This window comes from Thioclava sp., assembly GCF_048263065.1.
Taxonomy (GTDB): Bacteria; Pseudomonadota; Alphaproteobacteria; order Rhodobacterales; family Rhodobacteraceae; genus Thioclava.
In genome coordinates this window covers 18461-41008 of sequence record NZ_JBLXEM010000021.1, presented here as the reverse complement: position 1 = coordinate 41008, position 22548 = coordinate 18461, and the positions used below count along the sequence as shown (strand labels likewise).

General features: G+C 59.3%; 19 protein-coding genes and 3 pseudogenes. 14 read left to right on the top strand and 8 right to left on the bottom strand.

Annotated elements, in window-relative coordinates; translation table 11 throughout:
• The 3 genes from ACN0SD_RS16750 to ACN0SD_RS16740 form a co-directional block, all read right to left on the bottom strand.
• Window positions 1-980 (bottom strand): histidine kinase dimerization/phospho-acceptor domain-containing protein (locus ACN0SD_RS16750; protein WP_417809368.1); only part of this gene is annotated, 980 nt, incomplete at its 3' end.
• Complete coding sequence (locus ACN0SD_RS16745; protein ID WP_417809367.1) at window positions 977-1642, bottom strand: response regulator transcription factor; 666 nt, start codon at window positions 1640-1642, stop codon at window positions 977-979. The genes ACN0SD_RS16750 and ACN0SD_RS16745, both read right to left, overlap by 4 nt.
• Window positions 1642-1983, bottom strand: coding sequence for a PepSY domain-containing protein (locus tag ACN0SD_RS16740; RefSeq protein ID WP_417809366.1), 342 nt, complete (start codon window positions 1981-1983; stop codon window positions 1642-1644). The genes ACN0SD_RS16745 and ACN0SD_RS16740 overlap by 1 nt, the downstream gene beginning before the upstream one ends.
• A 125-nt stretch (window positions 1984-2108) precedes the next feature.
• Between ACN0SD_RS16740 and ACN0SD_RS16735 the strand changes: the two genes are divergently transcribed.
• Together ACN0SD_RS16735 and ACN0SD_RS16730 are read left to right on the top strand one after the other, a co-directional pair.
• Entirely contained in the window at window positions 2109-2564 is a 456-nt protein-coding gene (locus tag ACN0SD_RS16735) for a PepSY domain-containing protein (RefSeq protein ID WP_417809365.1), read from the top strand.
• A gap of 409 nt (window positions 2565-2973) precedes the next feature.
• Window positions 2974-3681 carry a VIT1/CCC1 transporter family protein gene (locus ACN0SD_RS16730; protein WP_417809364.1) on the top strand — a complete coding sequence of 236 codons (708 nt, stop codon included), beginning with the start codon at window positions 2974-2976 and terminating at the stop codon, window positions 3679-3681.
• 165 nt (window positions 3682-3846) lie between these two features.
• On the opposite strand, the gene ACN0SD_RS16725 is transcribed toward ACN0SD_RS16730, so the two are convergent.
• Window positions 3847-4254, bottom strand: coding sequence for a hypothetical protein (locus ACN0SD_RS16725; protein WP_417809363.1), 408 nt, complete (start codon window positions 4252-4254; stop codon window positions 3847-3849).
• A 43-nt stretch (window positions 4255-4297) separates the two neighbouring features.
• Window positions 4298-6226 (bottom strand): PHA/PHB synthase family protein, encoded by a 1929-nt coding sequence (locus ACN0SD_RS16720; protein ID WP_417809362.1) that lies wholly within the window; start codon window positions 6224-6226, stop codon window positions 4298-4300.
• Window positions 6227-6399: 173 nt separating this feature from the next.
• On the opposite strand from ACN0SD_RS16720, the gene ACN0SD_RS16715 reads away from it, so the two are divergent.
• The 8 genes from ACN0SD_RS16715 (at window position 6400) to ACN0SD_RS16680 (ending at window position 15127) form a co-directional block, all read left to right on the top strand.
• Window positions 6400-6810 (top strand): hypothetical protein, encoded by a 411-nt coding sequence (locus tag ACN0SD_RS16715; RefSeq protein ID WP_417809361.1) that lies wholly within the window; start codon window positions 6400-6402, stop codon window positions 6808-6810.
• The gene (locus ACN0SD_RS16710; protein WP_417809360.1) at window positions 6807-7430 is read left to right on the top strand and encodes a TetR/AcrR family transcriptional regulator; all 624 of its coding nucleotides are present in this window, start codon (window positions 6807-6809) and stop codon (window positions 7428-7430) included. The genes ACN0SD_RS16715 and ACN0SD_RS16710 overlap by 4 nt, the downstream gene beginning before the upstream one ends.
• Window positions 7430-8875: an MBL fold metallo-hydrolase RNA specificity domain-containing protein gene (locus ACN0SD_RS16705; protein WP_417809359.1), complete on the top strand. Its 1446-nt coding sequence runs from the start codon at window positions 7430-7432 to the stop codon at window positions 8873-8875. The genes ACN0SD_RS16710 and ACN0SD_RS16705 overlap by 1 nt, the downstream gene beginning before the upstream one ends.
• Window positions 8865-9749: an LOG family protein gene (locus ACN0SD_RS16700; protein WP_417809358.1), complete on the top strand. Its 885-nt coding sequence runs from the start codon at window positions 8865-8867 to the stop codon at window positions 9747-9749. The genes ACN0SD_RS16705 and ACN0SD_RS16700 overlap by 11 nt, the downstream gene beginning before the upstream one ends.
• Window positions 9750-9752: 3 nt before the next feature.
• On the top strand, window positions 9753-10820 hold the full coding sequence (locus tag ACN0SD_RS16695) for an HlyD family secretion protein (RefSeq protein ID WP_417809357.1): 1068 nt from the start codon (window positions 9753-9755) through the stop codon (window positions 10818-10820).
• The gene (rbbA, locus tag ACN0SD_RS16690; protein WP_417809356.1) at window positions 10817-13585 is read left to right on the top strand and encodes a ribosome-associated ATPase/putative transporter RbbA; all 2769 of its coding nucleotides are present in this window, start codon (window positions 10817-10819) and stop codon (window positions 13583-13585) included. Before ACN0SD_RS16695 ends, rbbA begins: the two co-directional genes overlap by 4 nt.
• A 2-nt stretch (window positions 13586-13587) precedes the next feature.
• The gene (locus tag ACN0SD_RS16685) at window positions 13588-14712 is read left to right on the top strand and encodes an ABC transporter permease (RefSeq protein WP_417809355.1); all 1125 of its coding nucleotides are present in this window, start codon (window positions 13588-13590) and stop codon (window positions 14710-14712) included.
• Window positions 14713-14800: 88 nt separating this feature from the next.
• The gene (locus ACN0SD_RS16680) at window positions 14801-15127 is read left to right on the top strand and encodes a DUF6455 family protein (RefSeq protein WP_417809354.1); all 327 of its coding nucleotides are present in this window, start codon (window positions 14801-14803) and stop codon (window positions 15125-15127) included.
• Window positions 15128-15490: 363 nt separating this feature from the next.
• Here the strand turns inward: ACN0SD_RS16680 and ACN0SD_RS16675 are convergent.
• The 3 pseudogenes from ACN0SD_RS16675 to ACN0SD_RS16665 all read right to left on the bottom strand — a co-directional run.
• Window positions 15491-15604, bottom strand: a pseudogene (locus ACN0SD_RS16675) (IS5/IS1182 family transposase); the annotation flags it as partial.
• Between the two features lie 60 nt (window positions 15605-15664).
• Window positions 15665-16084, bottom strand: a pseudogene (locus tag ACN0SD_RS16670) (transposase); the annotation flags it as partial.
• 41 nt (window positions 16085-16125) lie between these two features.
• Window positions 16126-16251: pseudogene (locus ACN0SD_RS16665) on the bottom strand (IS481 family transposase); the annotation flags it as partial.
• A gap of 605 nt (window positions 16252-16856) precedes the next feature.
• Between ACN0SD_RS16665 and ACN0SD_RS16660 the strand changes: the two are divergent.
• From ACN0SD_RS16660 to ACN0SD_RS16645, 4 genes are read left to right on the top strand one after another with little or no spacing between them, the layout of a single operon-like run.
• Window positions 16857-18092: a glycosyl transferase gene (locus tag ACN0SD_RS16660; protein ID WP_417809353.1), complete on the top strand. Its 1236-nt coding sequence runs from the start codon at window positions 16857-16859 to the stop codon at window positions 18090-18092.
• Window positions 18089-19150, top strand: a complete 1062-nt coding sequence (locus ACN0SD_RS16655; protein ID WP_417809352.1) for a glycosyltransferase family 2 protein — start codon at window positions 18089-18091, stop codon at window positions 19148-19150. Before ACN0SD_RS16660 ends, ACN0SD_RS16655 begins: the two co-directional genes overlap by 4 nt.
• On the top strand, window positions 19147-20133 hold the full coding sequence (locus tag ACN0SD_RS16650) for a glycosyltransferase (protein WP_417809351.1): 987 nt from the start codon (window positions 19147-19149) through the stop codon (window positions 20131-20133). The genes ACN0SD_RS16655 and ACN0SD_RS16650 overlap by 4 nt, the downstream gene beginning before the upstream one ends.
• Window positions 20126-22492 carry a Wzz/FepE/Etk N-terminal domain-containing protein gene (locus ACN0SD_RS16645; protein WP_417809350.1) on the top strand — a complete coding sequence of 789 codons (2367 nt, stop codon included), beginning with the start codon at window positions 20126-20128 and terminating at the stop codon, window positions 22490-22492. The genes ACN0SD_RS16650 and ACN0SD_RS16645 overlap by 8 nt, the downstream gene beginning before the upstream one ends.
• Window positions 22493-22548 lie beyond the last annotated feature (56 nt).

Sequence of the window (22548 nt, the reverse complement as noted above, 5' to 3'; positions counted from 1 at the left end):
GCACCAAGGGGCGTTCTGCTCACGACGGAAATGACCCTCTGCACGACCTTCTCAACATTGGTTTTTGCTGTCGTCGCACCCCCTGCGAGTCGGGAGCGTGTCAGTTCCCGATCCACATGACGGCGCATCGAGTCCGCTATTTCCTCAATCGCGCGCGCAGCTTCGTTTTGATCGTTCATTCGGAGGCGATCGGCCTCTCCCAGAAGGGCTTGCAACGGCGTCTTGAACCCGTGGGCGAGATCGCCAGCGCGCCGCCTTGCGCGTTCTAGTTCTGCTTCGCGCGCGTCGATCAAAGCATCAACCTCGATGGCAAGCGGCAAAACTTCCTTCGGAAAATCAGCGCCAAGCCGTTTCTGGTGGCCAGATCGCACTGCGAGAACCCGTTTACCAACCGCAGCAAGCGGACGCAGGCCGAAAAACAGTTGAACCCAGCCGGCCCCAATCAAGGCAATCGCGAGGATCACGTTATAGGGGACGAGATCGCGCAGAAAATCGGTCCGTGCCTGATTGAGATCTGCCGTAGTAAGCGCGACCGCAGCGCGAACCTGTTCGCGTCCAAGAGACGGCGCTAGCGTGACGCTGCGCTCAAGGGTGAGAAGCGAGCCGTCCGCCTGATCGGGAAGAAGATGGATGTGGACCTGACCGTTGGGCAGTTCATCGGGAGGAAGGGGTAAAACGTAATCCCAGAGCGAACGCGAGCGTAGGATCGTGCCCCCGATCACAAGTTGCCAGTAGAGCCCGCTCAGCGGCTGATCAAAGCGCGGATCTGCAGGCGGATTTTGCAACGCAAGGGCACCATTAGCGTCACGTCCCAACCCAGCCACGACCTGATCGAGCTGGACCGCAAGCTCGGCTTCCGCGCGGCGCTGAACATGGGCCGCGAAAAGGGCCGTCAGCGCAATAGAGGCAATGACCAATGCGACCACGACGGCAAGCGCGCCCGCGAGCGCCAGTCGCAGCCGGAGTGAGAGACGCCTCACGCGCAAGCTCCTTCGAGAAAGTAACCAAAACCGCGTCGCGTGCCAATTATACCCGGCCCAAGCTTGCGGCGCAGGCGCGCAATGACCGCCTCAAGCGCGTTCGCTTCCCGAGAATCGTCGTCGCCGTAAAGATGCTCAAGTAGCTCCGTTGGCGGCACAACCCGGTCGCGATGCAGCACGAGATAGGAAAGCAGTCTAAATTCGAGCGCAGTCATCGAAAGCGGAACGCCACCTATTGAGGCGCTCATTCGGTTACTGTCGAGCGTCAAATCGCCAACGCTCTGGCTCGCCGAGGCGCGCCCAGCCGAACGGCGGATTAGTGCGCGCGCCCGCGCCACGAGTTCTTCCATGCGAAACGGTTTTGGCAGGTAATCGTCGGCGCCAGCGTCAATTCCCTCGACCCGCTCACTCCAGGCACCGCGCGCCGTGAGCACAAGGATAGGCATCTTGCGATCATTGGCGCGCCATTTTTTCAGAATGCTCAATCCATCCATATGTGGAAGGCCGAGATCGAGAATGACGAGATCGTAGTCTTCGGTATCTCCCAGAAACCAAGCATCAAGCCCGTCCGCGCACGTCTCAACGAGGTAACCGGCCGCCTCAAGGGCGGTCTTCAGATCTGCCGCAATTCTCTGGTCATCTTCAACCGCCAGCACACGCATCAGTTGTCCTCGCCGTCATCTTTTTCATTGTTCCCGACTAGCAAGCCGGTCGCTGCGTCGACCTCAAGCTCAACGATCCGTCCCTGAGGCGTGATAAGTTTCAGCTTATAGACATAGAGGTGATCGTTCTCTTCAAGTTCGACCTTGATGATGCGCCCGCCATATTGCTTCTGAATAGCCGAGGATATCTGTTTCAACGACAGAATCTCGTTACGCTCGACGGCACTGCGCGCCCGATCATGGTCGGCGCCGCCGTTATGGCCGGACGATCCGCCGCCCGCGCGCTCGGCAAGTGCCGGGCTGGCCAGCAAGACGAGAAGGATGGTGATGAACTGTTTCATACTGCCTTTGTAACCCAACAAACCTGACAGAACGCTGACAGATCCCGTCAGGGCAGTATCAGCACGCCTATGACATTGTTGGTCCATCGGGCAAACACGCCCAGTTTCATTCACAGGAGATGACAATGAAACGCAGCATAATTTTCACCACCGCCATTACCGCAGCCGTTGGTTGCTTTGCTTTGGGCGCGGCTCAGGCACAGGGGCCGGCTGGCAAGGGCCCGTCTGCAATGGGCGCACAATCTGGGCAAATTATACTGCCCCAGAAGCGCGAAAACATTAAAGTTCAAAGCCAAAAACGTGAGACCAACGAATACCGCAAAGAGTATCGCAACGGTGAGGCCGAATATGACACGCCCTCCAACTACCGCGAGCGCGCTGGCGAGGCGAACCAGATTCGCAACCAATGGAAAAATATGGACGAGGTATCAAACGGCCTTCGCTCAGAGGGCTACCAGATCCGCAAGATTGAGATGGAGCGCGACGGCTATGAGGCGGACGTGCTTAATCGCGACGGCCGTAAACTAAAACTTCGTCTCGATCCGATCTCGGGCAAGGTGATTGGCTCGGAGCTAGATTGATGACGAGCTTGAAAACCTCGCACGAACCATGATCACCGGGCCCACACGCGTCTGATCATGGCGCCGCGAGGTCGGGCGAGCCGCCGTGTCCCCCAAGGCTCGCCCGAACTGCAAATTCCCAGCTACAAAGCATAGTATGACCAATTTCCACCCCGGCGATTACCTCTTCCACCCCGGCGCTTACCTCGCAGAGTTTGATATCTTTACGGGCGAAGGCCGGGCGAGGCCACTCAATGAGAAGCGATAGAGTCCGAACCAAATTTCGCGGAAGAAATCCCGCCTTATGCGATCGCCCGGGATGGAACAGCTGGTGCTCGTATGACAGTTTTGTCGATAGCTAAGACAGTGCATCAAATATATAAGCCGCCGATATGGAGATGTGCATTGCCTATTCTTGACGGAGATCATGATGACCCTACCCTACAAATCTGCGCACGAAGAGTTGCACTACATCAATCGCGCAGGTTGGCTGCGTGCGGCTGTTTTAGGCGCCAATGACGGTATCGTTTCAGTGTCATCACTGATTGTCGGTGTCGCAGCTGCAGACCCCAGCCCAACAGCTATTTTGGTGGCCGGCGCTGCTGGGCTTGCTGCGGGCGCTATGTCGATGGCCGCAGGCGAGTATGTTTCGGTCAGTTCACAGTCCGATGTTGAACGCGCCGACATCGCTCGCGAAAAACAATCCCTCATCGACACCCCAGAGGCGGAAGAAGCGGAACTGGCATCGATCTATCAGTCACGTGGACTGTCCCTCGAAACTGCAGCCTTGGTTGCACGGGAATTGACCACGAAAGATGCACTCGGCGCTCATGTGCGTGATGAGCTTGGACTGTCCGAAGTGCATACCGCAAATCCATTGCAGGCGGCGCTTGCCTCTGGACTTACATTTACCGTTGCAGCAGCCCTGCCGCTTGCCGCCGCCATTATAGCGCCAAGCGATAAAATCATTCCAACCGTCGTTATCACGACCTTGATCTGCCTCGCAGGTCTTGGTGCCTTAGGGGCCCAAGTTGGCGGAGCACCAAAACTGCGCGCAACAGCCCGTGTATTATTTTGGGGCGCGGCGGCGATGGCCATCACGTCCGTTGTCGGGAAAATCTTTGGCGTGAGCGTTTAGAAGTAGGTGAATTTGCCAAAAGCGCGGCCGTTGCCTCGATTCCAGCGGCGGTTCACTTTGTTCTACGTTTTCAGTGACACGCTGCAACACAGGCTTGGAAACGCTCGGCAAGTGTTTCGTAGTTGAGCGGTTTTTTGGGGGCTTAGTTAATTTTCGGGGGCTTCGTTAAATTGCAGTGCGTCGTCCTTGGCCCAGATGTCGCAGGGCGACTGCGGAAATAACAGCCCATACGAGCGCACGCAGGATCATCGCACCGAGGGTGCGCATCTCGTAGGCACCGCCTTGCAGTATATGGACGCCCAAGGCGATCAACACCACAACGGTGCCCGCCAGAATCGCGATCGAGAACCAAACCGCCGGGCGGCGTTGCAAGAACAGTCCGATCCCGGCCAAAACATAGGCAAACCCAGCAACGAAGTTGAACCACAACACAAACGGCACGGCATCGCCGATTGCCGCGCGTGCCTCAACCCCACCGAACAGCGCGCGCCCCCCCGAGAGGATGGTCAGCGCCCCAAACAAAAGCGCAACGATGGCCGCAATCAACAAGCTAGTGTTTCGTTTGGAAGCCATTTACTTCATCCTTTACCGGGTCTTTCGGCAAGACCACGAATTTCTATTTTTGGAATACATATGTTCCCGGTGCATCTGTGATGGTCGGATAGCCTGCCTTCGCATTGCCCATTGCGGGTGGCGCGGTCAGTTTGCGAGAACGCCCGTCAAGCCATGTCACCCACGCCTCCCACCACGAACCATCCTGCGTGTCGGTCTCTGCTAACCATGTCTGTGGGTCGACATGACGGTCCATCGCCCTCTTTGTCCGGACCCGGTAGGACCGGCGCGGATGGCCGGGCTCGCTCACTATGCCCGCGTTGTGCCCACCGCTGGTCAGTGCAAAGGTCACGTCGACATCGGTAAGAGTCTGTACCTTGAAAACGGAACGCCACGGTGCGACGTGATCCTTCACGGTGCCGACGGCAAAAATCGGGGCGCGGATGTCGGACAATGCAACTGGACGGCCGTCAACTTCGAAACGACCCTCAGCCAGATCGTTGTTAAGGTAGAGCTGGCGCAGATATTGCGAATGCATCGCATATGGCATGCGCGTTCCATCGGCGTTCCATGCCATGAGGTCGTTCATCGACCGCCGTTCGCCCTTCAGATAGTTCCGGATCACACGAGACCAAAGCAGGTCGTTGGAGCGCAGCATCTGGAACGCTCCGGCCATCTGGGTGGTGTCGAGATAGCCCTGTTTCCACATGATGCTGTCCAAAAAAGAGAGTTGGCTATCGTTGATGAAAAGCTGCAGTTCGCCGGGCTCGGTGAAGTCGACCTGGCTGGCGAGAAGCGTCAGAGAGGCGAACGGATCATCCTCTCCTCGGGCAATCGCGGCGGCGGCAATGGCCAACAGGGTGCCGCCCAGACAATAGCCAGCGGCATGGATTTTCTGACCCGGAATGCTTGCCTTGATCGCGTCGAGAGCGGCCATCACCCCGAGTTGGCGATAATCCTCCATTGTCAGGTCGCGGTCGCTTGCGTCGGGGTTCTTCCACGAAATCATAAAGACGGTGTATCCCTGACCCACGAGGTACTTTACCAGCGAGTTCTGTGGCGAGAGATCGAGGATGTAATATTTCATAATCCACGCCGGGACGATCAGGATCGGCTCGGGGTGTACGGTCTTTGTGAGCGGGGCATACTGAATGAGCTCGATCAACCGATTGCGATAGACGACCTTGCCCTTCGTCACCGCGACGTCCCGGCCCGGCAGAAACTCCTCGGCACCTTCGGGAGAGGCGTTGGTCATCATCTCCTGCATATCTTTCAGGAAATTTTGCGTCCCCCGAACCAAATTCATGCCAGCCTCGTCGCGCGTTTTTTGCAGCAACTCGGGATTGGTAGGCAGGAAATTCGACGGGGAGACAGTATCAAGCAACTGCCGGGTCAAGAATTGAAGCTGACGCTCGTGTTCGGCTGTGACGCCGGGAACGCCGGTGACCGCATTGTGCCACCACTGCTGCTGAAGCAGGAAGCCCTGATAGATCATGTTGAATGGTTTTGTCTGCCAAGCATCGGCGCTGAACCGGTTATCCTGCGGCAACGGCTCGATGCAGGGCTTGGCCGTGTCAGTCAAACTGGCACATTTTATTGCAAACATGGCTTGCCGACGGACCTTGTCGGCGGCCTTGTCCACAAGTTGCAGGCGCTTGCCCGGTGCGGCGACAATATGCGTGGCCCAGTCAAACCACGCGCCCATCAGTGCTGTCGGCGACAGCCCGTGTGTGAAACGAGCAAGAGAGGCGTGCATGACGTGATCGAGGGCTTCGTGACCGGTTGAAACCGCATCCGCGCCTAGCCCGGTTTGCTGCGCCTGCCCAACCGCTTTCGGTTTCGTCAAAGTCGTTGCTGTCGGATCTCGACCATCGGCGTCGTTTGCTGGGGTCTGAGGCTGGACTGCTCCGCGACGCGCCCCTGCGTTCCCAAACCCAATCTCGTCACGAACCTTGTGCAGCGTTACCACTGGATCCTTGCTTTTCTCATCCATCAGTCAGGCCTCCTACATCTAAACCGGGCGGCTTTGATAACGACGGATGCCCGGACCGCATCTTGTGAAAGACTCATCTGGTATAAAAGATAGTAATTGATTACTTTCTTTTTTCAAGCCATACTGACAAGTAAGGCGAAGGTCCACCTACCGGAGGCAAGGAGAGGTCCATCATGTTCACCGGCAAGACCAACATCGCAACAGGTTTCCTGTTCCTCACAATGCTCATGCTTTGTGACTTTTCCCTGATTTTCCTGCGCGACTTCACGCCCGGCAAAGAGCAGTGGCTCGCGGGATCCGCGTTCGGCAAACATTTTGAACCCCGTCTGGCCCATGCGCATGGCAATCTGTTCGCGCTGATCAACATCGCGGTTGGACTTGTTTTGTTGCGTCTGCCGGTCACTGCTGTCTCGACCCGTTTGATTTCCGGGCTGGCGCTGGCGGGCATGTTGATGCCGTTGGGGATCTTCTTGGAGGTGCTGTTCGGAGCGTCTGCGATCTTCGTTCTTGGTGGCGGCTTGGCGATGGTCCTGTCTATGGGGTGCCTCGCCTTCACGGCTTGGCAAGCGGGGATTCGCCCATGAACAAATCCATCCGACCAAGGAATCTTCCAGCAGCCGAACGGCGAAATGTCACCGTCGAGGCGGTGGTCGATCTTGCCGGCTCGACCAATCCGAGCGAGATTACGACGGCCGCAATTGCAAAGCATATGAGCCTGACCCAAGGCGCGCTGTTTCGCCATTTCCCCAACAAAGAGGCGATCTGGCAGGCGGCGATGAAATGGGTCGCTGAACGCCTGATGGCACGAATCGAAAAGGCTGCCAAAGGGATCGACTCGCCGCTGGAGGCGCTGCAGGCGATGTTCCTTGCCCATGTGGCCTTTGTCGCTGACCATCCCGGTGCCCCTCGGATGCTGTTTGGCGAACTTCAGGGGGCCAGTGCGACACCTGCCAAGCGCTTGGCGCAGGCTTTGCTAAAGCAGTATGCGGCCCGTCTGAACGCCCTTATCGAGACGGGAAAGGCGTGTGGCGAACTGCCCCCAGAATTGGATAGCGACGCCGCAGCCACGTTGTTCATCGGCACAATACAAGGGTTGGTGATGCAGTCCTTGATCGCGGGCGACATGGAGCGGATGCGCGCCGACGCGCCGCGCGTCTTTGCCATTTATCGGCGCGGCATCGCAACGGGCACAGGTGGTCAATGATGAACGACAAAGGCGTCATGAATATCCGCTTTTTAGGGGCCGCCCGCGAAGTCACCGGCTCGTGTTATCTGATCGAAGCCACGGGTCTTCGGTTTCTGGTCGATTGCGGCATGGTTCAGGGCGGGCGCGAGGCGCCTGCACGCAACCGCAAACCCTTTGACTTCGATCCGCGAACAATCGACTTCGTGCTTTTGACCCACGCACATATCGATCACAGCGGGTTGCTTCCCAAGCTGACGCGCGCGGGCTTCGCGGGCCCGATCTACACAACCGAGGCCACAGCGGATCTGCTTGGCGTGATGCTTCCCGACAGCGCCCACATTCAGGAATCCGACGCAGAGCGCGCCCGACGCAAATCCCGGCACGGCAAGACTGCCCCACCTGCACCTCTTTATACGATGGAGGACGCTCGCGATTGCCTCCGTCAGGTGCGCCCGGTCTCTTATGACGACATGCTGGAACCCAAGCCCGGAATGCGCTGTCGTTTCCGCGATGCTGGGCATATTCTCGGCTCCGCCATCATCGAGGTTTGGATCGACGAAGACGGCAAGACCACCAAGATCGTGTTTAGCGGCGACCTTGGACAACCAGGGCGGCCAATTCTTCGCGATCCGACAGCCATCGAAGATGCCGATTATCTGCTCATCGAATCCACATATGGCGACCGGGATCACGCGGATCAGACCACGTCTGTCAATGATCTGATCGAGATCATCGAGCACACCCGCCATGCCGGGGGCGGCAACATCATCGTTCCCGCCTTTGCGGTCGGGCGCACACAAGAAGTGCTTTACCATTTGCACCGCCTGACCTGCGAAGGACGATTGCACGATCTGAATGTCTTTGTAGACTCGCCGATGGCCACCGAAGCCACCCGGATCACCCGCCAGCATCTTGAACTGTTCGACGATCAGGCGAAGAAACTGGCAGGCTGGCACAAAGTCGGCGCTGATCTGCCTTACCTGCATTTCACTGCGAGCGTCGAGGAATCCAAGGCCCTTAACCATATTCGATCCGGTGCCATTATCATTTCGGCGAGCGGAATGTGCGACGCGGGGCGCATCCGCCATCATCTGCGCGAAAATCTGCCTCGACGTGAAAGCTTGGTGTTGATCACCGGGTTCCAAGCCGCGGGCACTTTGGGCCGACGGCTGGTGGAAGGCGCGAAACGAGTTCGTCTGTTTGGGGATGATGTGCCTGTCCGGGCCACCATTCGCACGTTGAACGGGTTTTCGGCCCACGCCGACCGCACAGCGCTTTTGGCTTGGGCAAAAGGCTTCAAGACTCCTCCGCGGCGAACCTTCGTTGTGCACGGGGAAGCCGGGGCGGCCACGGAATTTGCGCAAAAGCTGCGCGCGAACAATGGGTGGCACGTGACTGTTCCCGAGCTTGGATCTAGCGTCGATCTTGCAGCGCCCGAATTCGGTGCCCGCTATGATCAGTGAGCATGAACGTGACGCGCTGACGGCGGCGATCCTTGAGAACCCCGCATATCGACTGGCCTATGGGGACGCTGACCTGATGGAAGAGGATGATTTGCGCCCGCTGCGCTTGCAGATGGAACTGCTGAAGCCCGAACGCGCTTTGCGACATCAGGCTATCCGCTCAACCGTGGTGGTGTTCGGCAGCGCCCGTATCGTGTCGCCAGAAGTTGCACAAACGCGTTTGAGCGAAGCCCTATCTCACCAATCTGGCAATCCGAGCGACGTGGAAGCCGTTAAGGCCGTTGCCGATGCCGACCGCCAAATGCGCCTGTCGCGTTATTATACCCAAGCCCGCCGCCTTGCCACACTGCTGTCGCAGCAATTCCAGCAGAAAGATCGACGCGACTTTGTCGTTGTCACTGGCGGTGGCCCGGGCGTCATGGAAGCCGCAAACCGCGGCGCCTTCGATGTCGGCGCGCGCTCGGCAGGGTTTAACATCACTCTGCCAAACGAACAGAAACCAAACCCATTCATCACGCCCGACTTGGCGTTTCGGTTTCATTATTTCGCCCTGCGTAAGATGCATTTACTCATGCGCGCCAAGGCACTTGTCGCATTTCCGGGCGGCTTTGGTACGCTTGATGAGGTGTTCGAAGTTCTGACCCTCGTGCAAACCGGCAAGATGCCCAAACTTCCAATCGTGCTTTTCGGACCTGAGTTCTGGAACCGTGCGATAGATTTCGATTTTCTGGTGTCCGAGGGCATGATCGCGCCGCAGGACCGCAAGCTGTTCACCTTGGTTGAAACCGCAGAGCAAGCCATTTCGGTGCTCCTTGATTTTTATCATGGTCACCCGCCGGAGGCGCAGCAAAATGATCCAAAAGGAGATACCTGACTCATGTCACGCAAGATTTCGATTGCTCTCGTGCTGGCTGTGCTGGCGGCTTTTCTGGGTTACGCTGTCTGGAAGGTCTTGTTGGCTCCAAGCGATCTGCCGCCCGAAGGATTTGCCCGCGGCAATGGGCGGGTCGAGGCGGATCTGGTTGACATTTCGACGCAGATGGCCGGGCGTGTCTCAAAAATCAGCGTGCGCGAAGGCGATCTGGTGCAGCCCGGCGACGTTCTGGCGGTGATGGACACCGACGTATTGCAAGCGCAAAAGATGCAGGCACAGGCGGCAATAGCCAGCGCAGAGGCTGCTGTGGGCGTAGCGCAAGCCGGCGTAGCTCAGGCAGAAGCGAACCTGGCGCTGTCACAAAGCGAATTGACCCGCAACGAGACCCTGAGCGCGCGAGATGTGGTGTCGCAGGCCAATCTCGATATCAGCCGCACGAAGGTGCAAGTGGATGTCGCCAGTCTTGAGGCAGCCAAGGCGACGCTCATTGCCAAGCAACGCGCCGTGGACGCCGAAAACGCAAACCTGCGCGGCATCGAGTCAAACATCACCGACAGCACACTTCGCGCACCGGAAGCGGGCCGCGTACTTTACCGTCTGGCGCAGCCGGGCGAGGTGCTGGGCAGTGGTGGCAAGGTGCTGACACTGGTCAGCCTCGGCGATGTCTATATGGAGTTCTTCCTGTCCGCGAGCGATGCCCCAAGGGTGCGGCTTGGCGATGAGGCGCGCATCGTGGTTGATATCATGCCCGATTTCGCGGTGCCCGCGATTGTAAGCTTCGTCGCGCCACAGGCGCAATTCACGCCCAAACAGGTAGAGACCATCGAGGAGCGTGAAAGCTTGATGTTCCGGGTCCGCGTGCGCATTCCGCAAGAGCTTGTGGCTGCACGTCTTGCTCAGGTCAAAACCGGCGTGCGTGGCGTGGCGTGGGTGCGTTTGGCGGGGACGGACGGCACCGTTCCCGACTGGCCCGACGGGCTGACGCCGCCGCTTGTCTCGGCCCTGCCTGCGCCGCAGGATGGGGCGGCATCAAGCGGCGTGAGCACTGCGGTTTCGGGTGCTGAGCAATGACCACCGCCCCAAAGCCACATGCCGCACGGCTGAAGGGGGTAAGCCACCTCTACGGCAAGGTGCAGGCGCTGCATGAGGTGACGCTGGACCTGCCCGCCGGGCAAATGGTCGGACTGATCGGGCCCGATGGCGTGGGCAAATCCACATTGATGGGCCTGATCGCCGGAGCCAAAAAGTTGCAGACGGGCCACGTCGAAACGCTGGGTGGCGACATGGCCAGCGCGCGCCACCGGGCCGACGCTGGCCGGCGGATCGCATTCATGCCGCAAGGGCTGGGCAAGAACCTTTACCATGATCTAAGTCTGCGCGAAAATCTGGACTTCTTCGGCAAACTCTATGGGCTGGACAAGGCTGAACGCAACGCGCGGATTTCACGACTGACGCGCGCCACCGGCCTGGCGCCGTTCATGGCTCGGCCTGCGGGGAAGCTATCGGGCGGGATGAAGCAAAAGCTGGGGCTTTGTGCCGCGCTGATCCACGATCCGGACTTCTTGCTGCTGGACGAACCAACGACCGGGGTTGATCCGCTATCGCGACGCCAGTTCTGGGATTTGATCGACGCGATCCGCGCCGACCGCCCAGAGATGAGCGTGCTCGTCTCCACAGCCTATATGGAAGAAGCGGCGCGGTTCGGGCATCTGGTGGCGATGGATGCGGGGAAGATCCTAGCCGAGGGAAGTCCCGCCGACCTAGAGGCGCGCACGGGGACCAGCACCATCGAGGCCGCCTATGTCGCGCTGCTGGGCGGCACGACGGGCGATGCCGGCCCCCCTGCCCCCGCCGACCCCCACCCGGGCACCGATGCCGCGACGGCAGCGCCCGCCATCCGCGCCCAGAACCTGACCAAACGCTTTGGTGACTTTACTGCCGTGGACAACGTCAGCTTTGAGATCGCACGCGGCGAGATTTTTGGCTTCCTCGGCTCCAACGGCTGCGGCAAGACAACGACCATGAAGATGCTGACCGGGCTTTTGCCCGCGACCGAGGGTGAGGCGTGGATCTTTGGTCAACCAGTCGATGCGCAGGATCTTGATGCGCGCCGCCGGGTCGGCTTCATGTCGCAATCCTTCTCGCTTTACGGCGAGTTGACGGTGCGCGAGAATCTCCTGCTGCACGCGCGGTTGTTTCATCTGGGCAGCGATCTGACGGCGAAACGGATGGCAGAACTGGTGCCGCGTTTCGGACTAGAACCCTATCTCGACCAAGGGGCCGCGTCTTTGCCCTTGGGCGTGCGGCAACGTTTGTCGTTGGCTGTTGCGGTGATCCATGCGCCCGGCATTCTGATCCTCGACGAGCCGACATCCGGCGTCGATCCGCAGGCACGCGATGCCTTTTGGGTGATGCTGCTGGAACTGGCGCATCGTGACGGGGTGACGATTTTCATCTCGACACATTTCATGGATGAAGGCATGCGCTGCGACCGAATATCGCTGATGCATGCTGGAAAAGTGTTGGTGTCGGATGCCCCGAAGGCGCTGATCGCGGCGCGCGGGGTGCAAACTCTGGAAGACGCTTTTATCGCCTACATGATCGACGCCGCACCACCCGAGGCACCGGCGGATGAAGGCTTGTTGACCACTGAGGCTGCGCAAACTCAGGCCACGTCCTCGCCGCGTTTCAGCCTTGCGCGGCTGTTGGCGTATACGACCCGCGAGGCAATGCAGGTGCGCCGCGATCCGGTGCGTCTGGTGTTCTCATTTGTCGGTAGTGCCTTGTTATTGCTTATTATGTCTTTTGGAATTTCACAAGAAGTGCGCAACATTCCCTACGCGGCCTTTGATCTGGACCAAAGCCCGGAAAGCCGTGCCTATCTCTCGGGGTTTGAGGACTCGGCATGGTTTTCCGAACACGCGCCGATCACGGGGACAGACGAGTTGGAAAGCCGGATGGCAAGCGGCGAGTTGGCGTTGGCGCTGCAAATCCCACCTGATTTTGGCCGATCCGTGCGGCGTGGCGAGGAAACCGAGATCGCGGGGCTGATTGACGGGTCCGACACCAATCGCGCGAGCACCGTAGAAAGCTATGTCAAAGGCGCACATGCCAACATCCTGTCCAGTGATGCGCAGGAGACCCCGACGTTGAACGTGCTGGCGATGTCGCAATCTCAAGATGCGGTAGCCCCGGTGCAACTGATCCCGCGGCTTCAATACAATCCGGCGCTGGAAAGCCTTCCCGCGATCGCCCCATCGATTCCGCCGCTTTTGCTGCTGCTATTCCCAGCGGTCCTGATGGCAGTCAGCGTGGCGCGTGAAAAAGAGATCGGCACGATCACCAATTTCTATGTCACCCCCACCAGCCGCGTTGAATTTCTGATTGGCAAGCAACTGGTCTACATTGGCATCACTCTGTTGAATTTCGTGATTTTGACGGCACTGGTCGTGACCGTCCTGGGTGTGCCGCTCAAGGGTGACCCAGTGGCATTGGTTCTGGGCGCAACTCTTTATGCGGTCGCTGCGACAGGCTATGGCCTGCTGGTGTCGATGATGACGGCCACCCAAGTGACGGCCGTTTTCGCGGCGGCGATCCTGTCAGTCATGCCAACGCTGCAATTTTCCGGCATGATTACGCCGGTGTCCTCGCTGGAGGGTGCGGCGCGGATCATGGGAACGTTTTGGCCCACCACTTGGTATATGGGGATCAGCGTGGGAACCTTTACCAAAGGTCTTGGCCTGACCGAGCTTTCCGGCCACTTGCTGCGCTTGGCCGCCTTCGGGCCAGTTTTGACCGCGTTGGCCGTGCTGGCGCTGCGCAAGCAGGAGCGATGATCATGCGGCGGCTGACAAATATCTTCTGGCTTGCAGGCAAGGAGTTAAAAAGCGTTCTGGGCGATCCGGTGATGGTTATCCTGATCCTGTGGTCCTTTGTCGTCGCCGTCATGCTAGAGGCGAGCGGAGCCGGAGATACCGTCTACAACGCCGCCATTGCCATTCTTGATGAGGACAATTCCACGCTCAGCCGGCAACTGACCTCTGCGCTCGGCCCACCCTGGTTTCAACCACCGTTCATGATTGCCCCTGATCAGGTGCAGAGCGAAATGGATGCCGGACAAGTCATGTTCGTTCTCGGCTTTCCGCCCGGTTTCGAGGCGGATGTGATTGCGGGCCAGATGCCCGCCGCCCAGCTTGAGGTGGACGCCACTGCCGTCTCTCAGGCGCAGCTTGGCATCGATTACATTACCAATATCCTGACGTCCGAAACCCGCGCCTTCCTTTCGGGCAACCCGGACGCGCCTGACCCGGCCGTGCAGCTCGAACTACGCCGTGCGTTCAACCCCAATGGCAATCCGGTCTGGTTCAAAGCGGTGTCATCGCTACTGAACCAGCTCTCGCTTTTGACCATTGCGTTGACGGGTGCGGCGATGTTGCGAGAACGCGAGCAGGGCACAATCGAGCACCTGATGGTGATGCCGTTGACGCCGCTCGAAATCGCGCTGTCCAAGGTGCTCGCCAATGTCGTCGTGGTACTGGCGGCCTTTACGCTGTCGCTGTTCTTCGTGGTGGAACAACTCTTGCAGGTGCCGATGGCGGGATCCGTGCCGCTGCTGCTGGCGGGGACCGCCACCTACCTAGCCGCCGCTGCCGCCATCGGAATGTTTCTTGGCACCGTTGCGCGCAGCATGGCGCAGTTTGCGCTTTTGGTCATCATGGTTGTCATCCCAATCATCATGCTCTCGGGCGGCATGGGCGCGATCGAAAGCCAGCCGGACATCGTGCAAAAGCTGACAATGGCGCTGCCGTCGCGACATTTTCTAGCCTTTGCCAAAGCGGTGGTGTTCCGCGGTGCAGGCTTGGATGCCATTTGGGTCGAGTTGGCACTCATGGCGGGGTTAGGGATTGTCTTCTTTACCGCAAGCCTCTTGCTATTTCGCCGCTCGATGAGCCTTTCCGGGTAAGCGCCGCTTCAGTGAGATTCGCCCGGACAATCGCCAGATCAGCAGTCCAAAATCGAACCGGACTACGCAGAGATAGGAGCAAGGTGCAATGACCGACAACATGCTTGCAACCACCGTCGGAGCTTTTGAAAAGCGTATGACGTTGCGGCGCCGTATGCTTGCAATAAGTGGCGTTTCTCTGCCCAAAGGGGATCTCTGCGACGCCCTTTATGCCGCAAACCGCAAGAATATCATTGATTGCTATGACTGCCACAACGACGAGGAATGCGAGATCTGGCTGAATGGACACCAAACCAGTCGTGACCCGCCGAAATTCTGCAATGCACGCCTAAGCATCTTTCACATGAGAAGATTGCTGAATGCTCCAAGAAAAACCATTGGCGATCAACTGCTTTCACGCTCCAGATTTCGGTAACGGGTCCGTCCCAGTCAACGCATTTCTCGTAAAATGATTGATGTCAGCGACGGTCCGGAGCATGGTATCATCGCAACAACGTCCCAGCGCGCCCTCAAGGGCCTACGATAAGGCAGGCTACGGGTTTTGGATCAAGTCGTTGTCGCAACCTCCAGCCGGATCGGCGCGCCAGCGCGCGCCCTCCCATCGTTTGCAAGTAAACGACTGCCGGGCGGCGCATAGCCCTTTTGCGCCCTCGACGTTGCGCAAATTGAGCACCCCATGTTCTCAGCCATGTCGCTTGGAGAGGAAGACCTTCGGCCCCGGTCGCAGCGTGTTGCCCGTTGTCCAACAATCGATCGACACACTCAATGAGAGTAAAATCTTCAGACGGCCGAACATAATCTCGACGCGGCGTCGGCGATGGTCGCGGCGTTTGTTGTCGCCATGACGCACGGCCGAGGTATTTGGCGGCGCGCAGGGCCTCATTCCGTGGTGCCATTGGCCACGGCCTTCCATGGCCTGGCGTTGTGCGAGACAGGATCACGGCACGGGCACCTCGATCAGCAAGTTCGGTGGGCCCTTGGAGCGGCGATGCGTGATGTTCACGGCCAAGGTCTTCTGACGACGCAACAGGGTGCTAAAGTCCGGCACCGACCAGTCAAGGCCGACTACGCGCAACGGGCTTTCGACGAACCCGGTCGTCTGCCGCAACGCGGTGCCGAACAGCCCGGGGCTTCGCTCGTTCGGGCCAAAGCGATTCCGCAGATCGTTCTCAGGGCGCCCTTCACCTTTCATGGAAAGGCAGGTCGGTTTGGCGGCGATGGCAGGTCAATCCGCTGCCCGTCAGGTGATGGCAGGCGCTCACCGTCAGGCGCCTACCGGCCAGCAGATCGTCAGCGAACCTTCGCGTTTGAGCGCTTCGTTATTGGCTGACCAGTTTCTGGTCTTGTAGGTTGGGGATATCAGTCTGCTCATGCACCCCAGCTACCAAGCTGGATTTAAAAGCCGTAAGCTTACCGCCGCCGATAGAAACTGGATCGACCGATCCCAAAATAGCGGCAGGGCTTGGTAACATGGCCGGTCCCCGCTGCGTATCTCAGGGTCCGCAACTTGCGTTGTGTCTCGCGTTGCTTCTTTGTCATGAGCATATCCTTCGTCCCAAATCAGCAAGGTTAAAACAAATGTCCCGCGCGGAGAGGCGTATCTACACGTGCCAGAGCTTTGGTCCGAAGATCGCAATCGGGATCCGGCGCGACAGTCCTGCACCAGAAGATAAAAAGCACTTGGACGCTAGTCGTGATGTCAATCTGAGGCAAGAAGCGCTGGCTTTCGCGAGCGGTTGACACGCGCGGCGATGCGAAAAGGGTATGGGCCGCTTCAAGTCTTCAAAGTGACTTAGCGGTTTCTATCGGTCCATGAACAAACCACCATCATTTTCCGTCCGAAGCGCCATCGATTTTCCGCAACATCATATCGATACGTCAAGGCTGATGCCTTCAGCCTCCGGACTCACAATGGTGATGAAATACAGCCAGGATAGCGACGCCAAGTTCGATCAGGGCATCCGACGACAACCTTGCAAAGCCCGTAAGATCAATAAGAGCGAGACCCGTCGCCCCAAAATCAGATTTCAATCTAAGCGGTGGCGAAATTCAGCCAACAGCGCGGGTTCAGCCCAGTTTCTGGCCGCAGCCGCACCGGAACGTGATAGGTTCTGCGAAAGACCTCCCGACCGCAGGACATCAATTTGGCTAATACGGGCTTGCATGGTGATCGATCCGAAACCGGGCAGACGCCGATCGCTCAGATCCTTTATATCGCCCATGATCTCGACGATCCAGCGATCTGGCGTCGTGTTGCGATGCTGCGCCGCGGCGGTGCCAATGTGACGTTGGCAGGGTTTCGTCGCGCCAACGGCCCACTTCCCGAAGCCGCTTGTGTTCTGGGTCACACACACAATGCGCGCATGGCAAGACGCGCATGGAGCGTGCTGCATGCCCGGTTTGGCGCACGGCTGCCAGACGCTCAGCAATACGATGCGATCATCGCGCGCAATCTTGAAACGCTCGCACTGGCGGTGCCGTTGGTGAAGCGCGCGCGACGCAAGGGCCAGCACGCGCCGAGACTGATTTATGAGGTGCTGGACATCCATCGGCTGATGCTGCGCGACGATCTGTTCGGCAGGGCGCTGCGCGCGCTAGAACGCGGATTATGTCGGGCGGTGGACCTTGTGCTGGTCTCTTCGCCCGCTTTCGTGACCCGCTATTTCGAGGCGTATCACCAGACCAACGCCCCCATGCGTCTGGTCGAAAATAAGGTAATGCCCGCGCCAGACACACCGCTTTTTCAGGAAAGACAGACACGCGAGATCAAGGGGAAGGAGATCACCATTGGCTGGTTCGGCATCCTGCGTTGCGCGACCTCTCTTGCGTGCCTTGACGGGCTCACCCGTGCGACACCGGGGCGCTACAAGGTGGTATTGCGCGGTCAACCTGCCTACGACGCGGTGCCGGATTTCGACGCAACTGTTGCAGCAAATCCTGACCTCAGCTTTCAAGGGCCCTACCGCTATCCCGATGATCTTTCAGATATTTACGCCGAGGTAGACTTTGCCTGGCTGGTGGATCGTTATGACGAGGGCGCGAATTCGGACTGGCTACTGCCAAATCGGTTATATGAAAGCGGCTTGAATGGCGTGCCCCCGATCTGCCTTGCCGGAACCGAAGTTGCACGCATGACGGAACGGCTGGGGATCGGCCTGCAAATGGCGACCGCATCGCCAAAAGCTGCGGCACAAATGTTCGCATCGCTTGATCAGACCCGACTGGCCAGCCTGCGCGCGGCGCAACAGAAAATATCTCTCTCAGTCTGGCGCGTTGAGCCGGAAGATTGCCGCGATCTGGTTGGCGCGATTGTGTCAGGTGTGACGAGTGACACCGAAAACGCGCGCCGCTTTGCAAGCCCGGCAGGTGTCACGCCATGAATGCCGATTTTGTGCCCGCGCACCTCGCCACCGCCCGATCCAAGATCGATGCAGATATGGGCGCGGTGCTGGTCGTGATACCGACCCTGAACGAGGCGGCCCATATCGCTGCGGTGATCAACGGCTTGCGCCCCTTCAGTGAACGCGCAGCGAGCGCCGGTCGCAAGGTGACGATCGTCGTGGTCGATGGCGGATCCTTGGACGGGACACGCGATATCGTTGCCCGCCTGCAAGCATCATTTGACGGCCTGCACCTGCTCAATAACCCTGCGCGGCTGCAAAGTGCTGCTGTGAACCTTGCCGTTTCACAATTTGCCAAGGATGCCGCGTGGCTGATCCGCATCGATGCGCATGCGCGCTACCCCGAGGATTATTGCGATATCCTGCTGGACGAGGCCGAAGCGACTGCGGCCGATAGCGTCGTTGTCGCAATGCGCGCGATTGGCGAGACTCCGTTCCAACGCGCAGCCGCATTGGCGCAAAACACGCGGATCGGGAATGGCGGCGCGGCGCATCGTAGTGCCCCCGCAGGTGCGAGGGTCGAGCACGGGCACCATGCGTTGATGCGCCTTGATGCGTTTTGCGCCATGGGTGGCTATGACGCGGGCTTTTCACATAATGAGGACGCTGAACTTGACCGGCGCCTTGTCGCGTCGGGGCGCAAAATATGGCTGACCGGGCGCACCGGGCTTGGCTATATCCCGCGACGCTCTGTGACGGCTCTGGCGCGCCAATATTTCAATTTCGGCCGTGGGCGTGCGCAGACGCAACTCAAGCATCGAATATGGCCACGTCTACGGCAAACTCTTCCCATCGCGGTGTTGCCCGCCGTCCTGCTGGCTCTGCTCGCCCCTCTTCACCCGCTATTTGCGCTGCCCGCAGTGCTGTGGCTAAGCGCCTGTCTGGCGGGTGGTTTGGTGTTGGCGTTGCAAGGGCATGGCTGGACCGGGCTGCCGGCCGGAGCAATTGCGGCGCTGATGCATCTGGCTTGGTCTTGTGGCTTTTGGTCGGGCTTGGCAACGGGCAGCGTGGCGCAAGTCTCGAGGGCGGCACCATGACGGATCGCATCATCGCCATCGGGATTTGCACCTTTCAACGCCCTTCGCTCCGCGAAACGCTGGAAAGCCTCGCGCGCCAAAACCTGCCCGCAGATATGTCACTGACGCTCATCATTGCCGATAATGATGACGTCCCGAGCGCTGAAGCGGTCGTGCGAGAATTTGGCGCGCGCTCAACGCACGTAGTCGAATATATCCACGCTCCGGCGCGCAATATTTCAATCGCGCGCAATGCCATTCTGGACGTTGCTCGTCGGGCCAAGGCCGCGCGGTTAGCCTTCATCGACGATGACGAAATAGCGCAGCCGGACTGGATTGCGCAACTGGATGAAGTGATGACACGCGTGCAGGCCGATGCGGTGATTGGGCCCGTGCACGCGATCTATCAAGACGACGCGGCGCGCTGGATGCAGTTGGCAAAAGTGCACGACACGATGCCCGAAATCGGCGTTGATGGGCGACCTATTGCGGGTCACAGCTGCAACGCGATGATCAATTGCGCGGCCCCTGCCTTTAGCGGCCTGCGCTTTGATCTGGCGCGCGGACAGACGGGTGGCGAAGACAGCGCATGGTTCGAGGCGGCTCGGCGCAACGGTGCCCAATTGGCCTTTGCCCCCGATGCCATCGTGCGCGAGGGCGTTCCGCCAGCGCGTGCTCAACTGCGCTGGCTGGTGCTGCGTCGCTATCGCATGGGGCAGACCTATGCCAGCTTGCATCATGACGCCCCCTCAGCGATCAAGCGCATTGCAAGCGCTGCGGTGGCGATGGCTAAAACCGCATGGTGCGCCCTCGCCGCACTGGTACAGTTTCCGTCCCCCCTGGCGCGCAACCGCAATATCGTGCGCGGGGCGTTTCACGCTGGCGTCATCGCGCATCTGTCAGGGCTGCGCCAAATAAACCTGTATGGCGCGCCACCGCGTCTCCCCTCCCCCAGCGCCCAAGGCGTGCGCCATATTTCCAAGAGAGCTAAACCGCATGAATGATCCACGCGCGCGCGCAAGCGAATACGCCACACGACAGGGCGTGGATCAAGCCTCAGCCGATGGCGAGGTCTTGATCGACTTTCGCAAGCTCGCGCGCGCAGCACGACGCCAGCGTTGGGTAATGCTGGCGTGGATCGCGGGATTTTGCGTGCTGGGGTTGGCCTACCTTGCGACGACCCCGTCGACCTATCGTGCCGCATCGACAGTTTTGTTGTCGGGTCAATCCAGCGGTCAGGTCGAAAACCTGGCCGTGACCGAAACAGTTTCGGACGCATCTGTCGAGACGGCGCAACAGATCTTTCAGTCGCGCGATCTGGCGCTGCGGGTCGACGACATTCTCAAACTACACGACAACGCCGCCTATCTGAATGCGCCCACCTCGCTGGCGTCACGGATCATGGGGACGATTTCGGGAACGATCCGTGCCGGTGTGCGTCTGATATCTCCCAAGCGCGAGAGCAGCGGTACAGAGGCAGACGGATCGGGTGATGATCCAGCCGCGAACGCCGCGAGAAACCAAGTCGCGCGCAGTTTGCAATCCGATCTCGTCGTCAGCCGGATCGGGCGAAGCACCGCCTTGCAGATTGAGATCGCGCTGCACGATCCTGTTTTGGCTGCGCGGATCGTCAATGCCTACACGCAGGCCTACATCTCGGATCAGTTGAACACGAGCTTTGAGGCGACAACCCGCACAACCGAGTTTCTTCAGCAACGCTTGTCAGAGCTGGAAGCCGATGCGCGCAAAGCCGCGATGGCAGCCGAAGCTTACCGCGCCGAGGCTGGGCTGGTGGCAACCGGAGATGGTCTTATTACCGAGGAAAACCTGAACCGCCTGAACGCCGAGCTGTCACTCGCGCGCGGTGAGGCGGCAAGCAGCCGTGCCTTGGTAGCAAGTTACGACGAGGCGCTTTCGCGCGGTGCGGCGGCGCTGAAATCGGCAGATCAGGGCCGTCTAAGTTTGCCCGGAGATGCGCGCTTGGTCCAGATGGGACAAGCGCTGTCCGCGCTGAGTGAACGGCGTGCCGGGGTGGTGCGTAACTTTGGCCCCGATCATCCCCAAATTGCCATCCTTGATGCGCAAATCGACGAATCCGCACAGCGTCTTTATTCCGAAATGGCGCGTCAGGCCGAGATCGCGCGCGGCGCGCAGCAGGTCGCAGAGGCCCGCGTGACGTCCCTGCGCGAAACGCTTGTGCCGCTGGTCGAGGAAAATTCAAAAGCCCTGCGCGCTCAGATCGAATACCGCCTTCTGCAACAGCGCACCGACACATTGATGCGGCTCTATGAGACATTTCTCACTCAGTTTCAGGGTGCCGAACAGCTACGCTTGTATTCAAGCAGTCAGATCCGGGTTCTGACTGCCGCGGAGGTGCCCCGCGATGCGGCCGCGCCCTCTGCCAAAAGGGTGCTAGCACTGGTGATCGTGCTTGGGTTGCTGGCGGGGCTGGTGCATGCCGCGATCCGGGAGACGCGCGAACACAACCTGCGCACGGCGGCGGAGGTCATGGATGGGCTGAAGCTCAGATTTCTTGGCTATCTGCCGCCAATCTCATTGGCGCAGCGCAAGCGCGCGATGACGCGCCGCGAGGTTGCCGCGCCTGAGCGACAGACAGCGAGCGCGCCCGATGCCCCGCCAACAGGTAGGCGTCTGATCCACTACCCGCTGGCGCATATTGTAGAACCGCGCTCGCGCTATTGCGAGACGCTGCGCGCGATCCGCCATGTGTCTATCGCCTCGCTCGCAAGCAGTTCGGGTCGCATGATCGGCGTGACCTCGGTCCTGCCGTATGAGGGAAAAACTACCCTCGCGGCTGATCTTGCTGGTATTCTTGCGGTGCCGCAAAGCCGCGTACTGTTGGTCGACGGTGACCCGCGCAGCCGAAGACTTAGCCACATGCTGGGTCTGGGCACAGAGAATGACCTCGCCAAGGTGCTTGCAGGCGCTTCGGACTGGCGCGATTGCATGGCGAGCTTTGCAGACGCGGCGATTGATGTAATTGGCTGGTCTGACAGTGTGGCGGCCTCACATCCGACCGATATTTTGGCCTCGAGTGCGATGCGTGACTTTTTGCTATCGGCCACGCAGGACTACACCCATGTTGTCGTCGATCTGGCGCCGCTCTCGCCAGTCGTGGATGCGCGCGATCTTTTCCTTGTCGTGGATCAGATCTTGCTAACGGCGCGATGGGGCAGCACGCCCTTCGATCTTATCAGTCGCAGCTTGCAGCAAGAACCGGAAATGGCTTCGCGACTGCTTGGAATGGTTTTGGGCGATGTCGATATGCGCCAACTCAAGCGCTATATCGGTCCCGGACAGGCAGAATCCTTTGACGACGAATTTGCAGCGTATTTCGAGTGATGTGCGCTCCCCCAATCGCCCGATATTTTTGGCGCAACGGGCTTAACTGGCCCAAT

Bases quoted from the DNA above. Each gene is read 5' to 3' on its own strand.
- ACN0SD_RS16710 (WP_417809360.1), top strand. From the start codon at position 6,807: ATGAACAAATCCATCCGACCAAGGAATCTTCCAGCAGCCGAACGGCGA.
- ACN0SD_RS16700 (WP_417809358.1), top strand. From the start codon at position 8,865: ATGATCAGTGAGCATGAACGTGACGCGCTGACGGCGGCGATCCTTGAG.
- ACN0SD_RS16685 (WP_417809355.1), top strand. From the start codon at position 13,588: ATGCGGCGGCTGACAAATATCTTCTGGCTTGCAGGCAAGGAGTTAAAA.
- ACN0SD_RS16720 (WP_417809362.1), bottom strand. From the start codon at position 6,226: ATGGATGAGAAAAGCAAGGATCCAGTGGTAACGCTGCACAAGGTTCGT.
- ACN0SD_RS16730 (WP_417809364.1), top strand. From the start codon at position 2,974: ATGACCCTACCCTACAAATCTGCGCACGAAGAGTTGCACTACATCAAT.
- ACN0SD_RS16695 (WP_417809357.1), top strand. From the start codon at position 9,753: ATGTCACGCAAGATTTCGATTGCTCTCGTGCTGGCTGTGCTGGCGGCT.
- ACN0SD_RS16735 (WP_417809365.1), top strand. From the start codon at position 2,109: ATGAAACGCAGCATAATTTTCACCACCGCCATTACCGCAGCCGTTGGT.
- ACN0SD_RS16745 (WP_417809367.1), bottom strand. From the start codon at position 1,642: ATGCGTGTGCTGGCGGTTGAAGATGACCAGAGAATTGCGGCAGATCTG.
- ACN0SD_RS16740 (WP_417809366.1), bottom strand. From the start codon at position 1,983: ATGAAACAGTTCATCACCATCCTTCTCGTCTTGCTGGCCAGCCCGGCA.
- ACN0SD_RS16655 (WP_417809352.1), top strand. From the start codon at position 18,089: ATGAATGCCGATTTTGTGCCCGCGCACCTCGCCACCGCCCGATCCAAG.
- ACN0SD_RS16715 (WP_417809361.1), top strand. From the start codon at position 6,400: ATGTTCACCGGCAAGACCAACATCGCAACAGGTTTCCTGTTCCTCACA.
- ACN0SD_RS16705 (WP_417809359.1), top strand. From the start codon at position 7,430: ATGAACGACAAAGGCGTCATGAATATCCGCTTTTTAGGGGCCGCCCGC.
- ACN0SD_RS16645 (WP_417809350.1), top strand. From the start codon at position 20,126: ATGAATGATCCACGCGCGCGCGCAAGCGAATACGCCACACGACAGGGC.
- rbbA (WP_417809356.1), top strand. From the start codon at position 10,817: ATGACCACCGCCCCAAAGCCACATGCCGCACGGCTGAAGGGGGTAAGC.
- ACN0SD_RS16680 (WP_417809354.1), top strand. From the start codon at position 14,801: ATGACCGACAACATGCTTGCAACCACCGTCGGAGCTTTTGAAAAGCGT.
- ACN0SD_RS16650 (WP_417809351.1), top strand. From the start codon at position 19,147: ATGACGGATCGCATCATCGCCATCGGGATTTGCACCTTTCAACGCCCT.
- ACN0SD_RS16725 (WP_417809363.1), bottom strand. From the start codon at position 4,254: ATGGCTTCCAAACGAAACACTAGCTTGTTGATTGCGGCCATCGTTGCG.